Raw genomic sequence first — 19,994 nt, 5'->3', positions numbered from 1 at the left:
TTAAATCAAATCAATCAGGCTCTGTGAGCTGATAATGCTGCAATAACGCCTGTCGCTCACGTTGGCAATAGTCGGCAATAGCATTTATCAGCGGGCCTGGGCTGAAATGATAAAAGCCATGGCGTATAACAGGTGCAAAGCCGCGTTTAAGTTTATGCTCGCCCTGGGCTCCGGCATCAAACCGCGTTAATTTGTTACTAATGCAATATTCGATACCAGCATAATAGCAGCACTCAAAATGCAGCTTATCGAATTCTGCAAGACAACCCCAGTACCGACCATATAAGCAATTAGCTGATTTAAAACATAATGAAGCCGCAACCAGCTGCTTACCTGCATAAGCGGCAAACACCAGAATATTATCTGCCATGTGCTTACCCCATAATGCAAAGGTTTCCGGGGTTAAGTAACCATTGTGGCCTGAACGTTTTTGATACGTAGCCTGATAAAAGCCGACAAATTCAGGCCAGAAATCTGCTGGCAGATTATTGCCATCATAATGTTTTATGTTGATACCCTGTTGCTTAACCTGCCTACGCTCCTTGCTTATTTGCTTACGTTTACGCGACGGTAGAGTTTGCAGAAAGTCAGCAAAATCCACAAAATTGTCATTGTACCATTGAAATTGAACATCAATCCGCTCCTGCATATTGCTATCGCGCATCAGTTGCTGCAGCGGTAAATCCGGATACAGGCATTGAAAATTACTGCAGCCAAGTTGCTGCTGACGCTGGATAATCGCTTGATGAAACAACTTAAATAGCTCTTTCGGATCTTCATCGGTAGCGATGCCGAAGCGTTGTCCTTCAGCTGGCGTAAAAGGAATGGCGCAAAGCAATTTAGGATAATAAGGCAACTGATAATGCAGATAGGCCTCTGCAATAGTCCAGTCAAACAGGTATTCACCGTATGAGTGTAACTTCAGATACATAGGCATAGCTGCAACTAACTCGCTACTGCGATAAAGCAGTAAATGTTGTGGTAACCAGCCGGTGCCCTCTCCTACGCTGCCGCCCTGTTCCAGCCCATTTAAAAAGGCATGCTGGCAGAACGGCAGATTGGCATTAAACAGCCTGTTCCATGCGCCAGCATCTACCTCAGCTAACGAGTCACATAGCGTAATATTAATCAATCTGTTCAGCGGCCTCCATTTCACGCTCCAGCCGGCTACTTTCATCAGCACGTGGTTTAGCGAAGCGTGCCAGAGCCAGGTAGAGCACAGGTGTCAGGTACAAGGTAAAAATCACCGCTATACCCAGGCCGCCGAACACCACCCAGCCAATAGCATTGCGCGCTTCGGCGCCTGCTCCTGTCGACAGGATAAGTGGTAAGCCACCCAACAGGGTGGACAGCAGCGTCATGGCAATAGGTCGTAAACGGATTTGAGCCGCTTCTTCCACTGCTTTTCTGACACTGTAACCGCGGTCACGTAACTGATCGGCGAATTCAACCAGCAATATGGCGTTTTTGGCGAGCAAGCCAATCAGCATAACCAAGCCAATCTGCGAGTAAAAGTTGATAGAAGTACCTGTTAAAAACAATGCAAATAACGCCGCAGCAATACCAAAAGGTACAGTTGCCATAACCACAACCGCGCTATTTGCGCTTTCAAACTGAGCGGCCAGCACCAACAGCACGATAACAAAAGCAAGCACATAGGTTAGCGTTATCTCGCGGGCCGTTTCTTCAAATGTTAATGCTTCACCTAAAAACACCAGGCCAATGTTGGCTGGCAATTCACGTTGCGCCAGTTCCCGTAATTGCTCAACCACCTGCTCCATTGACAATTCTGGCGGCAACTCCATTTCCATTTCAATCGCGCGCCGTTGTGCCTGACGTTCCAGCTCTGCAGCAACACCCTCTTCGGAAATATGAGCCAGGCTGGACAATGGAACCAGGCCACCATTGCGGGAGCCAACATATAAATTGGCAAGATCTGACGGATTAGACACGGTAGTCCTGTTCGCCTGTAAAATGATTGGGATTGACTGATCGCCAACATTTAAATCTGCCAAATCGTCACCATTAATTGCTACCCGCAATGTTGTAGCAATATCAGACAATGGCACACCAAGCTCTTCTGCACGCCGCCGGTCTATATTAACCCGCAACTGGGGTTGAGTTGGCTGGTATGAAATACGTGGCATGCCAAGCTCTGGCATTTGTTGCTGAATTGCTGCTGAAAACTGCTGTGCAGCGGCAAAAATACCGGCATAAGATTCCCCCGTTAAAGCCAGCTCCAGGCCGCCTCCCTGGCCCCGTAAATTTAAGCTGTTTGAGCCAAAAGCACGTGCCGGTGCTCCGGGAATTGCCGCCAGTTGCGGACTAATTTCATTGATAATCTCCTGTTGCGACCGGCTGCGCTCATCCCAGTGCTTTAATGGCACTGTAATAAACGTTAAGTTGGGGTCCCATTGTCCGACAACAGTGTAAATAGAATCGATGTCACCACCATTAACATAGGGCAGCAGAATTTCCTCCATTTTATCGGCCTGACGATCCATAAAATTCAGGCCTACACCATCAGGTCCGCGCGCGAAAACGCGGATTGTGCCGCGGTCTTCACTTGGCATCAGTTCATTATCAAGGGTGACATACAAAGCACCTGCGCTGCCGGCGGCGATTAGGCAGGCCACAAATACAATAAGTGCATGATCTAAGGTCCAATGCAGGCTGCGACTGTAATAACCAAGTAACGCGTTACCGATTGAGCCAAACATATTGCTGGCGCCCTGCTTAATGGGTAGGCGGGCAGTTAACGCAGGCACCAGTGACAGCGCAACAAAAGATGAAATAATGACAGCAGCCGCTAACACTCCGCCAAACTCACGAAACAGCCGGCCGGCGGTCGAAGGTAAAAAAGCAATAGGCACAAAAACAGCCACTAAAACGGCGGTGGTGGCAACGACAGCAAAGAATACTTCACGGGTACCAATTACCGCTGCCGCCCTTGCTCCCAGGCCCATGCTGCGCCGGCGCTGAATGTTTTCAGAAACAACAATAGCATCATCTACTATTAAGCCAGTGGCGAGTACCAGAGCCAGTAACGTCAGAATGTTAATTGAGAACCCCATCAGCCAGATCGCTGCCAGCGCACCAATTAAAGCCACCGGAATAGATAGCGCGGGCACGATGGTGGCACGCCAGGAACCAATAAACAGCCATAAAGTGAAAATAACTAATAATACGGTCAGCGCCAGTGAGGTCATCACTTCGCGCACTGAGCCACGAATAAACTCGGCATCATCAGAGGTAACTTGTAATTCAAGTTCTGGAAAACGGCTTTCAACCTGTTTTACCAGCGCCAGAACTTCGTCTGAAATTTCAATGGTATTTGAGCGGGCCTGACGGATAACACCCATACCAATAACCGGCCGGCCATCCAGCCGCACCATGCTGTTGGCATCTGCCGGGCCAAAATAAACTGTGGCGACATCACCTACCCGGGTATTGCCACTTATGATGATATCTTCTACCTGCTCAGCACTGACAGAGGTGGCATCCGCCCGCACAATCAGCTGCTGGTCGGTGGAGCGCATGCTGCCTGCAGGAACGTCAAACGGCGCCTGCCGTAACGCGGTTGCAACATCGGCTACTGTCAGATTAAAACTGGTTAATCGTAGCGGATCCAGTATAACCCGCAATACCCGCTCTCTGTCGCCATTTAATCTGACATCAGCGACGCCGGGAATGGTTAAAAATAACGGTGCTAAATCAGTTTCAATTCGTTCGGTCAGAGTTTCCAGATCTAAGGTCGCGCTGGATACAGCAATACTTACCACTGATTCGGCATCGTTGTCTGCTTTGATAATAGCCAGTCGTTCGACGGCTTCAGGTAACTCCCGTTGAACACGGCTTACTGCCTCACGGGTTTCATTAGCAGCATCATCCAGGTTAATGCCTGGCCTGAACTCAACCCGCACCCGCGAGCTGCCCTCTTCACTTGATGCATTAATGGATTTAACACCTGATACCCGGGCAACAGCACCCTCAAGTTTGCTGGTTACCTCAGTATCGACTGTTTCCGGTGATCCACCGGGAAAACTGGCAGTAACAGATACAATTGGCCGATCAACGTCAGGTAACTCTCTTACTTCAAGACCATTTATTGCAGCAAAGCCAGCAATTATAATCAGTAAGTTAAGTACAACAATCAGTACCGGCCGGCGAATAGATAATGATGGCAAATCATCATGTATGGGTTGCTGTTTCATAAACCAGCCCTTTGCTCATTAATTGTTTCTACCCGCTGGCCAGCACGCAGGGTCTGCACACCCTCTGTAATCAGCATATCGCCCTCATTAATATCTGCTGACACCAGCAAACGGCCACTGAGCCGTTGTTTAATCTGCACCTCTACTTTTTTTGCTGTTCCCTGTTGCTGCAGCCAGACATAAGCACCGGTTGCTCCCCATAACAAAGCCGCCTCCGGAATCACTGCATACGCTTCGCCTTTAAGTTCAAGACTGACCCTGAAACTCATTCCTGGCCGATAAGTATCACTACTGTTATCAAGTAATGCACGTACCCTGATCGTCCGGTTGGTGCTGTCTATACGTGAATCTATCTGACTGATTTTGGCAGATAAGCGGGTTTCAGCACCCTGCCATGGCTGTAAGGTCAGTGTTGGTTGCTGTTGTAACATGCTAAGGGCGGTTTCCGGCGCCCTGAAATCAATCAATAGTTCACTGCGGTTGTCTAATGTAGTAATGGCCGTTTGCTGAGTTATCCTGTCGCCAATTTCAATGTCAGTTAAACCCACCACGCCAGTGAATGGTGCCCGTACAGTACGATCTTCTAATTCAGTTTCTGCCTCTGTTAACATTACCTGCATAAGATCGCGAAGAGTCTGGGCGTCATCCAGTTCACTCTGGGCAATTGCGCCCTGGCGCCGGCTAACGCTAAGCCGTTCAACGGTGCGCTCTGCATCAGCTAACTGGATCCGGGCGCGTTCTACCGCTACTTTCTGCCGTCTTGCATCCAGCTCCAGTAACACATCGCCTTGTTGCACTTTCTGGCCAGGCACAAACCTGATAGCAGTCACTTTGTCGGCCACTGCCGGGTAAATTACCACTGACTGAATGGCTTCTGCCGAGCCAACTGCTTCAATCTGGCTGCTTTGCCGCTCGAACTCTACAGGCATAGTAATGACTTTGGCTGCACGTCCCTCACCTCTGCTTTGAGCGTGCACATTAAACCCGCCGCCGGCTGTAATAAAGAATAAAATCAGCCAGAGTGCTTTTTGCCAAACAGTTGTCATTTAGGATCCTTGTCACGAATAAATGGGTTGTCCGGGTTTCTGTATCATTGCTTACACCCGCATCATTAGAGCGAATATACGGATTTAAACTGATGATGATCACTAAACTCGCTCAATAGGCGATAAGCTGCGGTAATTTGAGTTAAGTGACTTTTCATCGACAGTGCCGCATACGGCTGATAGCATCATTTTATCAAATCAAACGACATACAAGGGCTTAACGATGACTAAAGTCATGACGGCGATTAAACAAAACGCCTTTACCAGCAAATGGCGCTGGCTGATTCTGGGCCTGATTATAGGTAGCGTTGGCTTATCCTGGAGTGGTGCTATTGACCGCTATACCACAGCTTACATTGATGAAGCTTTAGTTCAGGCCAGTTCAGCCTTTGTCATTGCCAGAGCAATGAATGCCCTGATTTCTTTTTTACAGTCGGTTACCTTTGAATTCAGCGTTGGTATTGGTGGCTCAGTGGGCGCAGGTCAGGTACTTGATCCGCTCAATGATTTAGTAGAGCAGTATTCGTCTGCCATGAAGCTGGCCATCGGCTCACTGGTGATTCAGAAGGTTTTGCTGGAAATTGTCAGTGACAATATTTTTAAAATATTGCTGACAATTTCCGGTGTTGCTGTTCTGATTAGTGCAGTGATAAATCGAGCTTTTGCCGCCGGTTACTTGGGACTATTTTTACTGCGATTGTTTTTAGCGTTATTGTTTTTACGCTTTGCCCTGGTATTGGTGGTGGCCGCCAACGGCATTGTCGACCAGGCCTTTTTGCACCAGCGCACTGAAAATCAACTGCACATTCTGGAAAGTATTGAAGGTGTCAATGAGCAGGAAAATAAATTCACTAACCCGGAATTACATACAGAGTTAACGGCCAATATTACCGAGCTGCAGCAACAGGCCGCAACTCTTCGACAGCGCCTAAACACTATCCCACCGCAACAGCGAGCACAACTGCAACGGCAGTTGGCCGACATTAACAACCAAATTCAACTTGCCGAACTGGCCCGTGAAGGTAAAACCCCCGGCTTTTTTGCTGCGATATCGGATAGTTTCAGTTCACTCGGTGATGGTATTGCCGCCATCAAAGATGCGGTGAATCCACGCCAGGTATATCAGATAAAGGAAAGGCTGGATAATGCCGTAACCAATATCCTGAATTTAATGGCACTGTTCTTCTTAAAAACACTGTTATTACCACTGCTGTTCTTATATGTTTTGAACAAAGGTTTTACCCTAATATGGCGCAGCAATCCGGGAGTAGTATTGCAACCGGTATCCAAGTAATATCAGCGTTTTTACGCTAAGGAAAGTAACCTATGCTGTATATGGTAATGCTCGGTGGCAGCCATCCTAAAGCCAACACTGAATTGCATGATGTTGTTTTTGTTGCTGGCGACAACCTCGAACAGACATATCCACAACTGCGGGCTCTGTGGTTTGCTGCACCAGAGGGACTGCATATTGATGCCTGGATGTCGATAGCAGGCGTTGATGCTTATGCGGTCAGTTTGTCTGATACTCCGGCAAAAGCAGGTCCCAAGCTATTTTTTATCAATTTAGGTGGCTATGTAGGCAGTGTATTTGGCGAAGATCACCGGTATTTGGTAGTGGCCGCCGAAAACAAGGCTGAGGCAAAGAAAATAGCGAAGCAGCAACTTAGCTTGAAATGGGATAAACCCCATACCGACAACGTATTTGAAATAGAGCAATGTGTGGCAGTAGAGCAGGTAGCCGGGCGCTATATTCAACTGCACCCGGCTGCACATAATGGTTGTTATTTTGAAAATGATTATATTGTTATTGGTTAGCCCGTCCGGGAACAGACGGGCATTATATCAGACAGTGCTTTTTTGCTGATTAACCCAGTTTTTAACCCTGCGCTCCAGCACACTTAGTGGCAGCGCACCACCGGTTAAAATGGTGTCGTGAAAGGCTCTGATATCAAACTGATCCCCCAGTTGCTGCTCTGCATAATGGCGCAGCTCCTGAATTTTCAGCATGCCAATTTTATAGGCCGTAGCCTGGCCTGGCATTACAATGTAACGCCGCACTTCTGACAGCACAGCCCCCTCAGCAATGGGGGTTTTTGCCAGAAAATAGTCGATGGCTTGCTGCTCAGTCCAGCCCTTACTATGTAAGCCGGTATCAACAACCAGTCGCACTGCCCGCCACATTTCGGTGATCAGACGACCAAAATCTGAATACGGGTTTTGATAGGCTCCCATTTCTTTAGCCAGCAATTCAGAGTATAACGCCCAGCCTTCAGAATACGCAGTAAACCGCGCCTGAGTGCGGAAAGTTGGGACTGACGTCGACTCCTGAGCAATTGAAATTTGCATATGATGGCCCGGGCTGCCTTCATGATAAGCAATGGCTTCCATTTCATTTTTCGGCATAGAACGCATATCCGATAAATGGGCATAATATACCCCTGGTCTGCTGCCATCCGGAGTGCCCGGGAAGTAATGCTGGGCAGCACCGGGCTGCTCTCTGAACGGTTCTACCCTTTTTACCACAAGACCTGCCTTGGGTAAGGTGCCAAAAAAATCCGGTAAGCGGCTGTTTATAAAATCCAGATATTGCTGTGAGTCATCAATATATGCCTGACGTCCGGCATCTGTATCCGGATAGTAAAACTGATCATCTTTTTTTATAAACTTGAAAAACTCCTGCAGATCTCCCGGAAAACCGACTTGATTTTTTATTGCTGTCATCTCGGCCGTCAGGCGCTCTACTTCGTCTAAACCTATCTGATGAATTTGTTCAGCCGTTAACTCCGTAGTCGTTGAGACTTTCAGCTGATGATCATAATAGGCTTTACCGTTAACTTGTTTACCAACGCCAGTAGCAATGGTATCGGTATTTTCAATGTCGGCCTGCAGCCATTGTTTCAGGCCACTATATGCGGGCTGGAAATATTGCTCGAGTGCCACCTTGGCGTCATTGCTTAGTTGTGCTGCCTGCTCGTCGCTGAGTTTGTCGGCAGCAATCAGGCTGCTGATTTTAGCCTTGGTGTCAGCCCATAGCGGAATATCCTGCTCTGACTCCGTTAAAGGTGCGCCGGCCAGCAAATTATCAAGCTGTTGCATAACACCTTCATAGGCAAAGCGTGGTGGCCTTACCCCTTGTTCTGCATTTTGCTGTGCCCGCTGTAGCAAATCGGTAATCGCTTTACTGATCCCTTCAATTCGTGTTACGTAGGCCTGCATATCCTCTGCATTATCAACTTTATGAAAGTTGATAAGAATTTGCGGCAGTAAAGCATGGATACCCTGCATCTGGGTGAACACATAATTGTTGGTTCTGAATGCTTTACCGGCTTGCGCCATTTCATATTGGTACACCCAGACGTCGTAAGATGTCTGCGCTTCAAGATCAAGTTCATCGTAGTTAAAATTAGCTTTCAGTTCAGCAACACTTGCTGCCAGCCAGGCCAGTTGCTGCTCTTCTGCGGCGATAGTAACATCGTCAATTTGATCATATTTATCTTTTCTACCCAAAAAGGTCATCTGCAATGGGCTTTGCTGTAATTGCTGCTCATACTTTTGTTCAAACCACTGGTTTAATCGCTCTGTGGTGGAGGGCGCAGAAACTGCAGCCTGAGTTGAAGCCGGGTTATCAGCTGAATTATTTGTGGTATTTTCAGGGGCTGGACTACAACCGGCCAAAATGGCGGTGACAGCAATATATAACAATGATTTGCGCATTACAGTTCCTTATTAACGGGCGAAGATAATCCTTAGCGTACCGTTAATAAAGAACATAGTCTAAGTACGAAATGTAACAAGGTTTATCCGTTAAATGCTAACGGCAGTTTGTTATCCGCTGACCCGTTTATAATGACGGTATTGCGGCTTCCAGAAATTGTCGTCAATTCGTTGTTGCAACACATTGTCATCAATTTCCAGAGCCAATCCCTGTTGCTGCGCCACCTTGGCGACGGCAAACGCTATTTTTTTACTCAGCTCCGCCAACGCTGTAAAAGGAGGCAGTAAACTGCCCTTACCGGTATTCGCTAACGGCGAGGTGGCAGCCAGTGTTTTACTTGCTGCGCGCAGCATTTCGTCACTGATTAACCGGGCTTTAACGGCAATAACACCCAAGCCGATACCAGGGAAAATATAGCTGTTGTTGCACTGAGCAATATGATGCGTTTTGCCCTGATACTCTACTGCCGGAAACGGACTACCAGTGGCAACAATAACCTCACCTTCGGTCCAGGCAATGACTTGCTCGGGGGTTGCTTCTACCTGACGCGACGGATTACTTAATGGAAAAATAATGGGTTTAGAACAGCCTTTTTTCATGGCGCGAATAATTTGTTCGGTAAACAGGCCGGCCTGGCCGGAAACCCCTATCAGAATGTCCGGGGTGGCACAATGCATCACATCCAGCAAGCTTGGATAGTCTCCGCTGTAATTCCAGTCAGCTAAAGCTGATGCGCTTTGCGTTAATGCCTGTTGAAAGTCACGTAATTCATTCATGCTGTCAGTAAGCAAGCCAAAGCGGTCAATCATGTAAATTTGCTGGCGGGCCTGCTGCTCGCTAATGCCTTCTGCCACCATCTGGCTTATCACTTGCTCAGCAATACCACAGCCGGCAGAGCCGGCTCCGACAAAGACAACTTTCTGGCTACTAAGCTTAACGCCTTTGCTTAAACACGCTGCGAGCAAGGTGCCGACAGTAACCGCAGCGGTACCCTGAATATCATCGTTAAAACAGCAGATCTGATCACGATAACGTTGCAACAAAGGCATGGCGTTGGGCTGGGCAAAATCTTCAAACTGAATTATTGCCTCCGGCCAGCGCCTTTTTACCGCTTTAATAAACAGTTCAACAAATTCGTTGTAGTCGTCCTGGCCTACCCGCTTGTGTCGTAGCCCCATGTACATTGGATCTTTTAACAATTTTTCGTTATTGGTTCCTACATCAAGCATAACCGGCAACGTATAGGCTGGGCTGATACCACCACACGCCGTGTAAAGCGACAGCTTTCCAATAGAAATTCCCATGCCGCCGATGCCCTGATCGCCCAGCCCCAAAACGCGTTCACCGTCGGTGACCACTATCACTTTTACTTTTGCTTTGGTGGCGTTGCGCAGTACATCATCCAGATTATAGCGATCTTCATAACTGATAAATAAACCACGGGCACTGCGATAAATATCGGAAAACTGCTCGCAGGCATCGCCAACGGTTGGCGTGTAGATTATCGGGATCATTTCTTCCAGGTGTTGCTGTACCAGACGGTAAAACAAAGTTTCATTGTTATCCTGAATTGCCCGCAGATAAATATGTTTGTTAATTGCCGTATCAAAACTTTTATATTGCATATAAGCGCGGCTAACCTGCTCTTCAATACTTTCAAAGCGTGGAGGTAACAGCCCTGTCAGGTTAAAGGCGGCCCGCTCTTCCTTACTAAAAGCACTACCTTTGTTAAGTAGCGGTGTTTCCAGTAGTGCAGAGCCGGAATAAGCGGTATACAAAGAAGCTTTTACTTTTGTTTCAGACATAACAATATTCCAAATAATAGCGCCGGCACTGTTGTCCAGTGCCGTTAACAGACAGGATCAATAAATAGTACTGATACGAGGGTTCAGAACAGACAGGATAAATAACCCTTCAGTATTGCAAAAGTCGATCGCCTTAATTAAGTCGGCTTGCTCAAGGTGAAGTAGTTCAAGTACAAAAGGGTCGACCAGGGTTTTAATGCTGTAAAGATCCGGGTGTTGATTAGCAAGGGCAAGCCGCACGGTCAGATAGCTTATCAACACGTCTGGCTCTGATACATTAAACTGGGTACTGTGTTGCCGTGCCAGCGGCTCAACAATACTATCGGGTAACTGCCATAAATTAAGCAATTCTGCACCGCAGGCGGCATAGGTAAACCCCAGGACTGTTTGCTGTAATTGCCAGGGTTTAATATCAACTGAATACTGCTGACACTGTGCCGCGCTATCTGGCGCTTGTTGCATTACCACCAGCTCACCAATATTGTGAAGTAAGCCAGAGACGTAAAGCCGATCAGGCTGTCGCAAACCACAGAAATTTGCCAGGTATTTGCCAATCAGGGCAGCATTAATACTCTGCTCCCAGAATCGTTCTAAATCAATTGAGCTTGAACTGAGTTTGCTGCAGGCTGAGCTGACAGCAATGCTGACCACCAGATTATAAAGCTGAGCTTTACCAAGCACCAGCAGTGCCTTACTGACTGACTCAACCTGATACGGCAATCTATAAACTGCGCTGTTAGCCAATTTTAATAATTTGGAGGTCAGGACCGGGTCAAGCAGAATAACCTCGGCAATGTCGTCCAGACTGGCGGTATCCGACTCCATTAATTCTTTAACGCGAATATAGCTATCAGGAAAAGCAAATAACTCGACAGCATTTTGCGCATATTGCAAGGCGTTCATCGGGGACATCTCCGGTTGGCTCTATCAGCACTTACAGCATCTGATGCTTTTAAGTGTTACTGCTGGCGCTGATTTTACAAGTTTTTGCCGGAAAAACTTAGTACTTTTTGCCACCGCTGCCAGGAAAAGCTGTTTTCACGGTAATATGCATAAAAAAGCAGCGATTTAACGCTGCTTTTTAGTGAAAAAAACCAGTGCCGGATATTATGCCACCAGGCTGCGTAGCATCCAGGCGGTTTTTTCATGCACTGTCATGCGTTGGGTGAGTAAATCCAGGCTAACTTCATCAGACGCCTTGTCTGCCACCGGCACGATAGAACGCGCTGTTTTGGCAATGGCTTCCTGACCTTTAACCAGATCTTTAATCATGTCTTCGGCTGTCGGAATACCATCTGCTTCTTTAATACTGGTCAGTTTAGCGAACTCTTTGTAAGAGCCCGGCGCAAACTCACCCAGCGCCCGGATCCGCTCTGCAATAACATCAACGGCTTCCGCCAGCTCTATGTACTGTGTTTCAAACAGGGTATGCAGCGTCTGAAACATCGGGCCGGTAACGTTCCAATGGTAATTATGCGTTTTCAGATACAGGGTATAAGTATCGGCAAGTAATACTGCCAGGCCTTCACAAATCGCTTTACGTTCGTTTTCATCAATACCGATGTTAACTTTCATATTACCGTCTCCTGATTCAATTACGGGCTGTCAAAACTCAACCATAAATTTAAACATGGTGTTATAACAAGGACATGGGGGTAATAATGAAAAAAACAAGCCGGTAGTACTTATGCGCTACCGGCTGCTGCTCAAACGCGCGTTTATTAAGGATTAACTGGCTTGTGCCGTTAAATATTCTTCATACGTGCCAACAAAATTGCGGACATCCTGGCCGGTGATTTCAATAATCCGGCTGGCAAGTGATGACACAAATTCCCGGTCATGACTGACGAAAATCAGCGTGCCTTTATAATGTTCCAACGCCATATTTAACGATTCAATAGATTCCATATCAAGGTGGTTAGTGGGTTCATCCATCACCAGTATATTTGGTCGTTGCAGCATCAGTTTACCAAACAGCATTCTGCCTTTTTCACCACCCGATAACACCTTAACTGATTTTTTAATTTCATCCTGAGAAAACAGCAGCCGGCCAAGAATACCGCGGATGGCCTGTTCGTCATCTGATGGTTGTTTCCATTGACTCATCCAGTCGAACAAGGTCATGGCTTCTGCAAATTCATGGGCATGATCCTGGGCGTAATAGCCAATTTTGGCATTTTCTGACCATTTAACAGTACCGGATTCCGGCGTTAAGTCCCCTATCAGACATTTAAGTAATGTCGACTTACCGATACCATTGGCTCCCAAAATCGCTACTTTTTCACCAACTTCAATGGTCATATTAAGGTTTTTCAATAGCTGTAGCTCGGCAAAACCTTTGTTCAGACCTTCAACTTCCAGTGCCAACCGGTATAGCTGCTTTTGCTGTTCAAAGCGGATAAACGGGTTAACCCGACTGGAGGCTTTAACTTCCTCCAGCTGTATTTTATCAATCTGTTTGGCCCGGGATGTCGCCTGTTTGGCTTTAGACGCATTGGCCGAAAAGCGGCTGACGAAGGTTTGCAGTTCAGCTATCTGCGCTTTTTTCTTGGCATTGTCCGACAGCAGCCGCTCACGCGCCTGGGTGGCTGCGAACATGTATTCGTCGTAATTTCCCGGGTACAGACGTAATTCGCCGTAATCAAGATCAGCCATATGGGTACAGACACTGTTTAGAAAATGCCGGTCGTGCGAAATAATAACCATGGTGCTGTTGCGCTCAGCCAGCACGTTTTCCAACCAGCGAATAGTATTGATATCCAGGTTGTTGGTAGGCTCATCCAGCAGCATAATTTCCGGGTCAGCAAATAAAACCTGAGCCAGTAACACCCGAAGCTTAAAGCCCGGGGCAATCGCTGACATCGGGCCAAAATGCTGCTCAACCGGAATGCCAACGCCAATCAGTAACTCGCCGGCACGGGATTCTGCGGTGTAGCCATCCATTTCACCAAATGCGACTTCCAGATCGGCTACTTTCATCCCGTCTTCTTCGCTCATCTCACTGCTGGCGTATATGCGGTCGCGTTCTTCTTTCACTGCCCACAACTCAGTGTGGCCCATAATCACGGTATCAATAACTGAATACTGTTCAAACGCGAACTGATCCTGATGCAATTTCGCAACACGATGGTTGGGTTCAACGGAAACATTACCGGAGGTAGGTTCCAGTTCACGACTGAGGATCTTCATAAAAGTCGATTTTCCGCAACCATTAGCCCCGATAAGACCATAACGGTTACCTTCACCGAACTTTATAGAAATGTTTTCAAATAACGGCTTGGCGCCGAATTGCATAGTAATATTGGCAGTTGAGATCACTAAAAGGTCCGCTACAGATTGTACTGGATGAAAAAGGTGCGCCACTATACGCGCTTTATGCGGCAAATTCAAAAAAACCGGCGTGAATGCCGGCTTTAAATAGGGTTGATATGCGTTGGCGTGCGGTGTTACGCGTTTTTACCCGCGCTCAGCGAGTCTGGGCTGCGACAGCAACGGCAGTGCGGGTTAACTCAGTAATTTTTAGCCAGTCTTTATTGCTGACAGCCTGATCCGGTACAATCCAGGAGCCACCGACACAACTGACATTTGGCAACGCCAGATACTCCAGGTAATTGTTTTCATTAATGCCACCGGTCGGGCAAAACCGAATGTCAGAGAACGGACCATGAATCGATTTTAAGGTTTTAACCCCACCGGCAGCTTCTGCCGGGAAGAATTTAAAATGGGTATAACCCAGGCCGGTGCCTTCCATCAGTTCAGAGATACTGGCAATACCCGGAATTAGCGGAATGACAGAATCTTTGCCTGCCTGCAATAATTCCCGGGTCAGGCCAGGGCTGATCGCAAACTTAGCTCCGGCGGCAATCACTTGCTGCAATTGTGCTGCAGTGGTCACTGTGCCGGCACCAACGATAGCCTCGGGAACCTGTTCAGCGAGCAATTTAATGGCGTCAAGCGCCACCGGGGTGCGTAAAGTTACTTCCAGCACCCGGATCCCTCCGGCCAGTAAGGCTTCTGCCATTGGTACGGCGTCAGCCAGATCTTTAATTACAATAACCGGAACTACTGCACCTTGTGCAAATAACTCAGCTGGTTGCAGCTGCCAATTTTCAAATGCCATACGTTAACTCGCCAATGATTGTTTTAAGTAAACTGCCGCACCAAGTAAACCTGGTTGCGGGGCAGTCACGATATATGTGGCGATCTGGCGATTAAACGCGCTAAACCGGCCTTTTGCTTCAAAACGGGTTCTGAATTCACTTGCTGCCATTAATGGCAGTAATTTTGGCGCTATACCACCGGCAACATACACGCCACCAAAGGTACTGAGTGTCAGCGCTAAATCTCCGGCTACACTGCCAAGGCTGGCAAAAAACTGTGCCACTGTAGCGGTGGCCAGCTCAGAGCTTCCTGCCAGCGCCTGACTGCCAATTTCACCGGCAGACAGCGGCGCAACATCTAATCGCCGGTACAACGCCAATGCCCGGTATATTGCTTCCAGCCCAGGCCCGGATAACAGGCGCTCGGGCGATACGTGACCATATTCTTTAGTCAGTACCTGTTGAATAAACCATTCCTGTTCAGTTTGTGCTGCCCAGTCTACATGGCCCCCTTCCCCCGGAAGCGGGATAAATTTATCAGCAATACTCACCAGATGAGCCACACCCAAGCCGGTACCGGCACCCAGCACAGCCATCGGCTGGTTTTGCCTCGCGCTACCCTGGCCCAGCTGTACTTTGTCGTTTGCGCCAAGCGCCGGCAACGACATGGCAACGGCGGTAAAGTCATTCATTACCAGCAGCCGCTCCAGGCCCAACTGACGCTGCATTGCGCTGACTGAAAAATGCCAGTGAAAGTTAGTCATACTGATTTCATCACCGGTAACCGGACAAGCAATAGCAATAGCAACGTGCTTAAGCTCAGTAAGTTGCTGCTGTTGTTGATAATGTTGCAATGCATCGGCCAGGCTGGCAAAAGTGGCACAGGGGAAAACCGCAACGTTGTCGAGCGTGAGAGTGGCTAAATTGACCCGGCTGAACCGGGCATTCGTGCCACCAATATCGGCAACAATAGCGTAGTCGACCGATTTAGCCATGTAGGTGCTCCTCGGTAACAAACAGGCTACAAGCCCCCTGCTCTGCGCCACTTAACTGGTTTCGCATAGCGCCGAACATCTCCCGGCCCATACCATAGTAGTTATGACTCAGATCGCTTTTGGCCGGTGCTCTGGCGTTAAACTCAGCCTCATCGACCAATACTTCCAGTTTCCCGGTGTTTCCATCAACCAGCATCATGTCACCGGTCTGTATCCTACTAATGGCGCCGCCGTCTAATGCTTCCGGGGTAACATGAATTGCCGCCGGCACTTTACCTGAGGCACCGGACATCCGGCCGTCAGTAACCAGTGCCACTTTAAATCCTTTATCCTGCAACACACCAAGTGGCGGCGTCAGTTTATGCAGCTCTGGCATGCCACAGGCTTTGGGCCCCTGAAAGCGGACAACCACGATACAGTCTTTATTTAGCTCACCGGCTTTAAATGCAGCATCCAGTTCATGCTGGCTGTGAAATACCACTGCAGGCGCTTTGATAACTTCAGTGCCATCGCGTAAAGCGGATGTTTTAAGTATGGCCCGGCCAATATTACCAGACAACACTTCAAGTCCACCATGACTCTTAAATGGTTTAGCCACAGTCGCCAGAACATCTGAGTCCAGCGATTGCTCAGGTGCATCTACCCAGTGCAGCTTGCCATCCTTTAGCAAAGGCTGTTGGGTATAGCGACGCAGACCCGGGCCAGCGATGGTTTGCACGTCCTCGTGTAATAAACCGGCATCCAGTAATTCACGGATCAGGAGCGCCATACCACCAGCATGCTGAAAATGATTAATGTCTGCCTGGCCATTGGGGTATATCCGGGTTAATAACGGTGTGGCGGCAGATAATTCGGCAAAATCGTCCCAGTTGACAATAAAACCAGCCGCTCTTGCCACAGCAACCAGATGCATGGTGTGATTGGTAGAACCCCCCGTTGCCAGCAGGCCTACTATACCGTTAACAATGGCTTTGGCATCAACCAGCTTGCCTATGGGCAGGTAATTATCGCCAAGCTGAGTTAAACGAGTAACCTGGCGAGCTGCAGCTTTAGTTAGTTCGTCCCGGAGTGCACTTCCGGGGTTAACAAACGACGAGCCGGGTAAATGCAGCCCCATCATTTCCACCACCAGTTGATTAGAATTAGCCGTGCCGTAAAAAGTACAGGTACCTGCAGAATGATAAGAGGCTGACTCCGCCTCCAGTAACTCTTCTTTACCTACTTTGCCTTCCGCAAACAACTGGCGAACCCGGGCTTTTTCTTTATTAGGAATACCTGATGGCATAGGCCCTGCCGGTATGAATACAAAGGGCAAATGACCAAAACTTAATGCCGCCATCAGCAGGCCTGGCACGATTTTGTCACAAATTCCCAGCATCAGGCCGCCATCAAACATATTGTGCGACAAACCAACTGCTGCTGACATCGCAATGATATCGCGACTCAGTAAACTTAATTCCATTCCAGGCTGACCCTGAGTAACACCGTCACACATGGCTGGCACGCCACCAGCAAATTGCGCTACGCTGCCGACTTCATTTACCGCTTGTTTGATTATTGCAGGGTATGTTTCGTAAGGCTGATGCGCTGACAACATGTCATTGTATGATGACACGATACCGATATTTGCTTTGGTCAGACTGCGTAAATCGGCTTTGTCTTGTTTATTACAAGCAGCAAAACCGTGCGCCAGATTGCCACAACTCAGTACGCCCCGATGTGGTCCGTTTTGGCCCGCTTCATCAACCCGCGCCAGATAAATAGCCCGGCTTTTGCTGCTGCGGGCAATAATGCGATCGGTGACCCGTTGGATAACAGGATTCATAACTCGTCCTCTAATTGGCGGCGTACATAACGGCCACATCAACATCGGGCTGCTGCATTACAGCCCGTACTGGCATACTGGTTACATCGGTTCCGGCTTGAGCTTTATTAAGCACCTCAAGCTTGCTCTGACCCACCAGATGAATAAATAAATGCCTGGTATTCAGTAACCGTGGCAAGCTGAGGGAAATACGCTGATGCGGTGCTGTAGTTGGATTCACTGCCAGCACAGCAGGAGCGTCAGCTGCCAGGCCCTTGCTAAGTTCAGCACTACATGGAAACAGGGATGCGGTGTGGCCATCTTCGCCCATACCCAGGATAACGGCGTCAAAAGCCGGTAAAGGTGCAATGCGCGGCAGCACCTCAGCAATAGCCTGCTCTGCGGTAGCGGCAGATGCATATAAACTGATAAACGTGGCTTTTGCCGCTTTTGCTTTTAATAAATTTGCTTTAACCAGCCGCTCGTTACTATCCGGTGAATCCGGCGGAACAAAACGCTCGTCCGCCAGTAACACGGTAACGTTTTGCCAGGCCAGTTCTGACTCAGACAAGGCATTAAACAGCGCTGTAGGTGTCCTGCCTCCAGATACCACCAGGTAGGCATGGCCACGCTGGGTAATTGCTTCTTGCAGCAGGTTAATCAGCCGCGCGCTAAAATCGTTATTAAGCGCCTGTGTATCGGCATATTGATGAAGTTGCATTTATTACCGCCTACTCTTTTTATTCGTCCCAGTTCCGTTCATCGCGTGCCAGCATCGAAATTGACGCAACAGGCCCCCAGGTACCTGCCTGATAGGTTTTGGCTGGTTCGTTATTGTTTTTCCAGGCATTCAGAATGCCGTCAACCCACTGCCAGGCCTGTTCTACTTCGTCTCGACGGACAAACAGATACTGATTGCCCAGCATGGCTTCGAGTAATAATCTTTCATAAGCATCAGCTATCCGTTGAGATTTAAAGGTTTCATCGAAACTTAAATCTAGCTTACTCTGCTGCAGGCGCATATGCTCGCCAAGGCCCGGGATCTTGTTCATTACCTGGACTTCAACCCCTTCATCGGGTTGCAACCGAATAATCAGTTTATTGGCTGGCAATTCATTATAGGTTTCATGAAAGATATTATGAGGTTGTGGTTTAAAACAAATCACCACCTCACTATGCTTTTTCGGCATGCGCTTACCGGTTCGCAGGTAAAAAGGCACACCGGCCCAGCGCCAGTTATCGATATCCACTTTGATTGCGACGAAGGTTTCAGTGCGACTGCCTGCCCGGGCGCCGTCTTCTTCCAGGTAACCCGGCACCTGTTTACCACCGACAAAACCGCTGGCATATTGCCCTCGCACCGTTTTTTCCTGGACATTGCTGCTATCAATACGGCGCAGTGCTTTTAAAACCTTTAGTTTTTCATCACGGATACTGTCAGCATCAAGTCTGGCTGGTGGTTCCATCGCTATTAGTGACAACACCTGTAACAAATGATTTTGCACCATGTCACGCATCTGACCGGCATCATCATAGTAACTCCAGCGCCCTTCAACCCCGACCTCTTCAGCAACAGTGATCTGAACATGGTCTATAGCATTGTGGTCCCAGTTCGAAGCGAAAATAGCGTTAGCAAAACGCAGGGCAAGTAAATTCAGCACGGTTTCTTTGCCAAGATAGTGGTCAATCCGGTAGATCTGACACTCTTTAAAATGTTCAGCAACCTGATCATTTATGACCACCGAAGAGGCTAAATCGTGGCCTATTGGTTTTTCCAGCACAACCCTGGATGGTTCTGCGGCTAATCCTGCTGCAGCCAGGCCTTTACAAAGATCACCGAATAGCGCGGGAGGTGTCGCAAAATAGCTGACAGGTGTTCTTTTAGCGGCATCGACCAGTTTGCCTAATTTCTCGTAATCACTGGTCTGCGTTAAATCAAGCTGAACATACAGCAACCTTGCGGCAAGTTGCTGCCACACCTGTTCATCCAGCGTTTCCTTTTTTAGAAAGGTATTGAGATTGGTCTTTACCATCTCAAGATAGCCGTTGGTATCCATTGCATCGCGGGCTACCCCAATAATCCGGGAGTCCTCAGCAAGCAAGCCAGCTTTCTCCAGTTGATATAACGCCGGCAGAAGCTTACGCCTCGCTAAATCACCTTTAGTGCCGAATAAAATTAAATCGCAGGCGTTATTCTGGCTGTTTTGTGCTGTTGTTGTCATATCTGACCCTTGCAATAATACGTAATTTTACAACACTTAGCGCATACTAACGCGCTAAAAAAGCGCTGTAAACCCAATTTGATGTAATTA

General features: G+C 48.2%; 15 protein-coding genes. 2 read left to right on the top strand and 13 right to left on the bottom strand.

Annotation, left to right across the window (positions count from 1 at the left end; genetic code table 11):
• Positions 1–10: 10 nt before the first annotated feature.
• The 3 genes from KQY15_RS12260 to KQY15_RS12250 are packed head-to-tail and all read right to left on the bottom strand — an operon-like array spanning position 11 to position 5,260.
• Positions 11–1,132 (bottom strand): GNAT family N-acetyltransferase, encoded by a 1,122-nt coding sequence (locus KQY15_RS12260; RefSeq protein WP_217669551.1) that lies wholly within the window; start codon positions 1,130–1,132, stop codon positions 11–13.
• A complete protein-coding gene (locus tag KQY15_RS12255) occupies positions 1,125–4,214 on the bottom strand; it encodes an efflux RND transporter permease subunit (RefSeq protein WP_217669549.1) in 3,090 nt (1,029 codons plus the stop codon). The genes KQY15_RS12260 and KQY15_RS12255 overlap by 8 nt, the downstream gene beginning before the upstream one ends.
• Positions 4,211–5,260: an efflux RND transporter periplasmic adaptor subunit gene (locus KQY15_RS12250; protein ID WP_217669547.1), complete on the bottom strand. Its 1,050-nt coding sequence runs from the start codon at positions 5,258–5,260 to the stop codon at positions 4,211–4,213. The genes KQY15_RS12255 and KQY15_RS12250 overlap by 4 nt, the downstream gene beginning before the upstream one ends.
• 223 nt (positions 5,261–5,483) lie before the next feature.
• On the opposite strand from KQY15_RS12250, the gene KQY15_RS12245 reads away from it, so the two are divergent.
• Together KQY15_RS12245 and KQY15_RS12240 are read left to right on the top strand one after the other, a co-directional pair.
• Entirely contained in the window at positions 5,484–6,554 is a 1,071-nt protein-coding gene (locus tag KQY15_RS12245) for a hypothetical protein (protein ID WP_217669545.1), read from the top strand.
• 32 nt (positions 6,555–6,586) lie between these two features.
• On the top strand, positions 6,587–7,078 hold the full coding sequence (locus KQY15_RS12240; protein ID WP_217669543.1) for a DUF1543 domain-containing protein: 492 nt from the start codon (positions 6,587–6,589) through the stop codon (positions 7,076–7,078).
• Between the two features lie 27 nt (positions 7,079–7,105).
• Here the strand turns inward: KQY15_RS12240 and KQY15_RS12235 are convergent, their stop codons facing one another.
• The 10 genes from KQY15_RS12235 to zwf all read right to left on the bottom strand — a co-directional run bounded on the left by KQY15_RS12235 (position 7,106) and on the right by zwf (position 19,904).
• Positions 7,106–8,977 (bottom strand): DUF885 domain-containing protein, encoded by a 1,872-nt coding sequence (locus tag KQY15_RS12235; protein WP_217669541.1) that lies wholly within the window; start codon positions 8,975–8,977, stop codon positions 7,106–7,108.
• A gap of 111 nt (positions 8,978–9,088) precedes the next feature.
• The gene (locus KQY15_RS12230) at positions 9,089–10,783 is read right to left on the bottom strand and encodes an NAD-dependent malic enzyme (RefSeq protein ID WP_217669539.1); all 1,695 of its coding nucleotides are present in this window, start codon (positions 10,781–10,783) and stop codon (positions 9,089–9,091) included.
• A 57-nt stretch (positions 10,784–10,840) separates the two neighbouring features.
• The gene (locus KQY15_RS12225) at positions 10,841–11,686 is read right to left on the bottom strand and encodes an HDOD domain-containing protein (RefSeq protein ID WP_217669537.1); all 846 of its coding nucleotides are present in this window, start codon (positions 11,684–11,686) and stop codon (positions 10,841–10,843) included.
• Positions 11,687–11,890: 204 nt separating this feature from the next.
• Positions 11,891–12,358: a Dps family protein gene (locus tag KQY15_RS12220; protein ID WP_217669535.1), complete on the bottom strand. Its 468-nt coding sequence runs from the start codon at positions 12,356–12,358 to the stop codon at positions 11,891–11,893.
• Positions 12,359–12,511: 153 nt separating this feature from the next.
• The gene (locus tag KQY15_RS12215; protein ID WP_217669533.1) at positions 12,512–14,101 is read right to left on the bottom strand and encodes an ABC-F family ATPase; all 1,590 of its coding nucleotides are present in this window, start codon (positions 14,099–14,101) and stop codon (positions 12,512–12,514) included.
• A gap of 148 nt (positions 14,102–14,249) precedes the next feature.
• Positions 14,250–14,903, bottom strand: coding sequence for a bifunctional 4-hydroxy-2-oxoglutarate aldolase/2-dehydro-3-deoxy-phosphogluconate aldolase (locus KQY15_RS12210; RefSeq protein ID WP_217669531.1), 654 nt, complete (start codon positions 14,901–14,903; stop codon positions 14,250–14,252).
• 3 nt (positions 14,904–14,906) lie between these two features.
• Complete coding sequence (locus KQY15_RS12205) at positions 14,907–15,878, bottom strand: glucokinase (protein ID WP_217669529.1); 972 nt, start codon at positions 15,876–15,878, stop codon at positions 14,907–14,909.
• Positions 15,871–17,703 (bottom strand): phosphogluconate dehydratase, encoded by a 1,833-nt coding sequence (gene edd, locus KQY15_RS12200; RefSeq protein ID WP_217669528.1) that lies wholly within the window; start codon positions 17,701–17,703, stop codon positions 15,871–15,873. The genes KQY15_RS12205 and edd overlap by 8 nt, the downstream gene beginning before the upstream one ends.
• 10 nt (positions 17,704–17,713) lie before the next feature.
• A complete protein-coding gene (pgl, locus tag KQY15_RS12195; RefSeq protein ID WP_217669526.1) occupies positions 17,714–18,403 on the bottom strand; it encodes a 6-phosphogluconolactonase in 690 nt (229 codons plus the stop codon).
• A 19-nt stretch (positions 18,404–18,422) separates the two neighbouring features.
• On the bottom strand, positions 18,423–19,904 hold the full coding sequence (zwf, locus tag KQY15_RS12190) for a glucose-6-phosphate dehydrogenase (RefSeq protein WP_217669524.1): 1,482 nt from the start codon (positions 19,902–19,904) through the stop codon (positions 18,423–18,425).
• Positions 19,905–19,994 lie beyond the last annotated feature (90 nt).

It is taken from the genome of Arsukibacterium indicum, assembly GCF_019100565.1.
In the GTDB taxonomy this organism is placed as follows: domain Bacteria; phylum Pseudomonadota; class Gammaproteobacteria; order Enterobacterales; family Alteromonadaceae; genus Alishewanella; species Alishewanella indicum.
Note: the sequence above shows the minus strand (reverse complement) of the source record. Positions and strands in the feature narration are given on the sequence as shown.

Bases quoted from the DNA above. Each gene is read 5' to 3' on its own strand.
- KQY15_RS12255 (WP_217669549.1), bottom strand. From the start codon at position 4,214: ATGAAACAGCAACCCATACATGATGATTTGCCATCATTATCTATTCGC.
- KQY15_RS12250 (WP_217669547.1), bottom strand. From the start codon at position 5,260: ATGACAACTGTTTGGCAAAAAGCACTCTGGCTGATTTTATTCTTTATT.
- KQY15_RS12245 (WP_217669545.1), top strand. From the start codon at position 5,484: ATGACTAAAGTCATGACGGCGATTAAACAAAACGCCTTTACCAGCAAA.
- KQY15_RS12240 (WP_217669543.1), top strand. From the start codon at position 6,587: ATGCTGTATATGGTAATGCTCGGTGGCAGCCATCCTAAAGCCAACACT.
- KQY15_RS12235 (WP_217669541.1), bottom strand. From the start codon at position 8,977: ATGCGCAAATCATTGTTATATATTGCTGTCACCGCCATTTTGGCCGGT.
- KQY15_RS12230 (WP_217669539.1), bottom strand. From the start codon at position 10,783: ATGTCTGAAACAAAAGTAAAAGCTTCTTTGTATACCGCTTATTCCGGC.
- KQY15_RS12225 (WP_217669537.1), bottom strand. From the start codon at position 11,686: ATGAACGCCTTGCAATATGCGCAAAATGCTGTCGAGTTATTTGCTTTT.
- KQY15_RS12220 (WP_217669535.1), bottom strand. From the start codon at position 12,358: ATGAAAGTTAACATCGGTATTGATGAAAACGAACGTAAAGCGATTTGT.
- KQY15_RS12210 (WP_217669531.1), bottom strand. From the start codon at position 14,903: ATGGCATTTGAAAATTGGCAGCTGCAACCAGCTGAGTTATTTGCACAA.
- KQY15_RS12205 (WP_217669529.1), bottom strand. From the start codon at position 15,878: ATGGCTAAATCGGTCGACTACGCTATTGTTGCCGATATTGGTGGCACG.
- edd (WP_217669528.1), bottom strand. From the start codon at position 17,703: ATGAATCCTGTTATCCAACGGGTCACCGATCGCATTATTGCCCGCAGC.
- pgl (WP_217669526.1), bottom strand. From the start codon at position 18,403: ATGCAACTTCATCAATATGCCGATACACAGGCGCTTAATAACGATTTT.
- zwf (WP_217669524.1), bottom strand. From the start codon at position 19,904: ATGACAACAACAGCACAAAACAGCCAGAATAACGCCTGCGATTTAATT.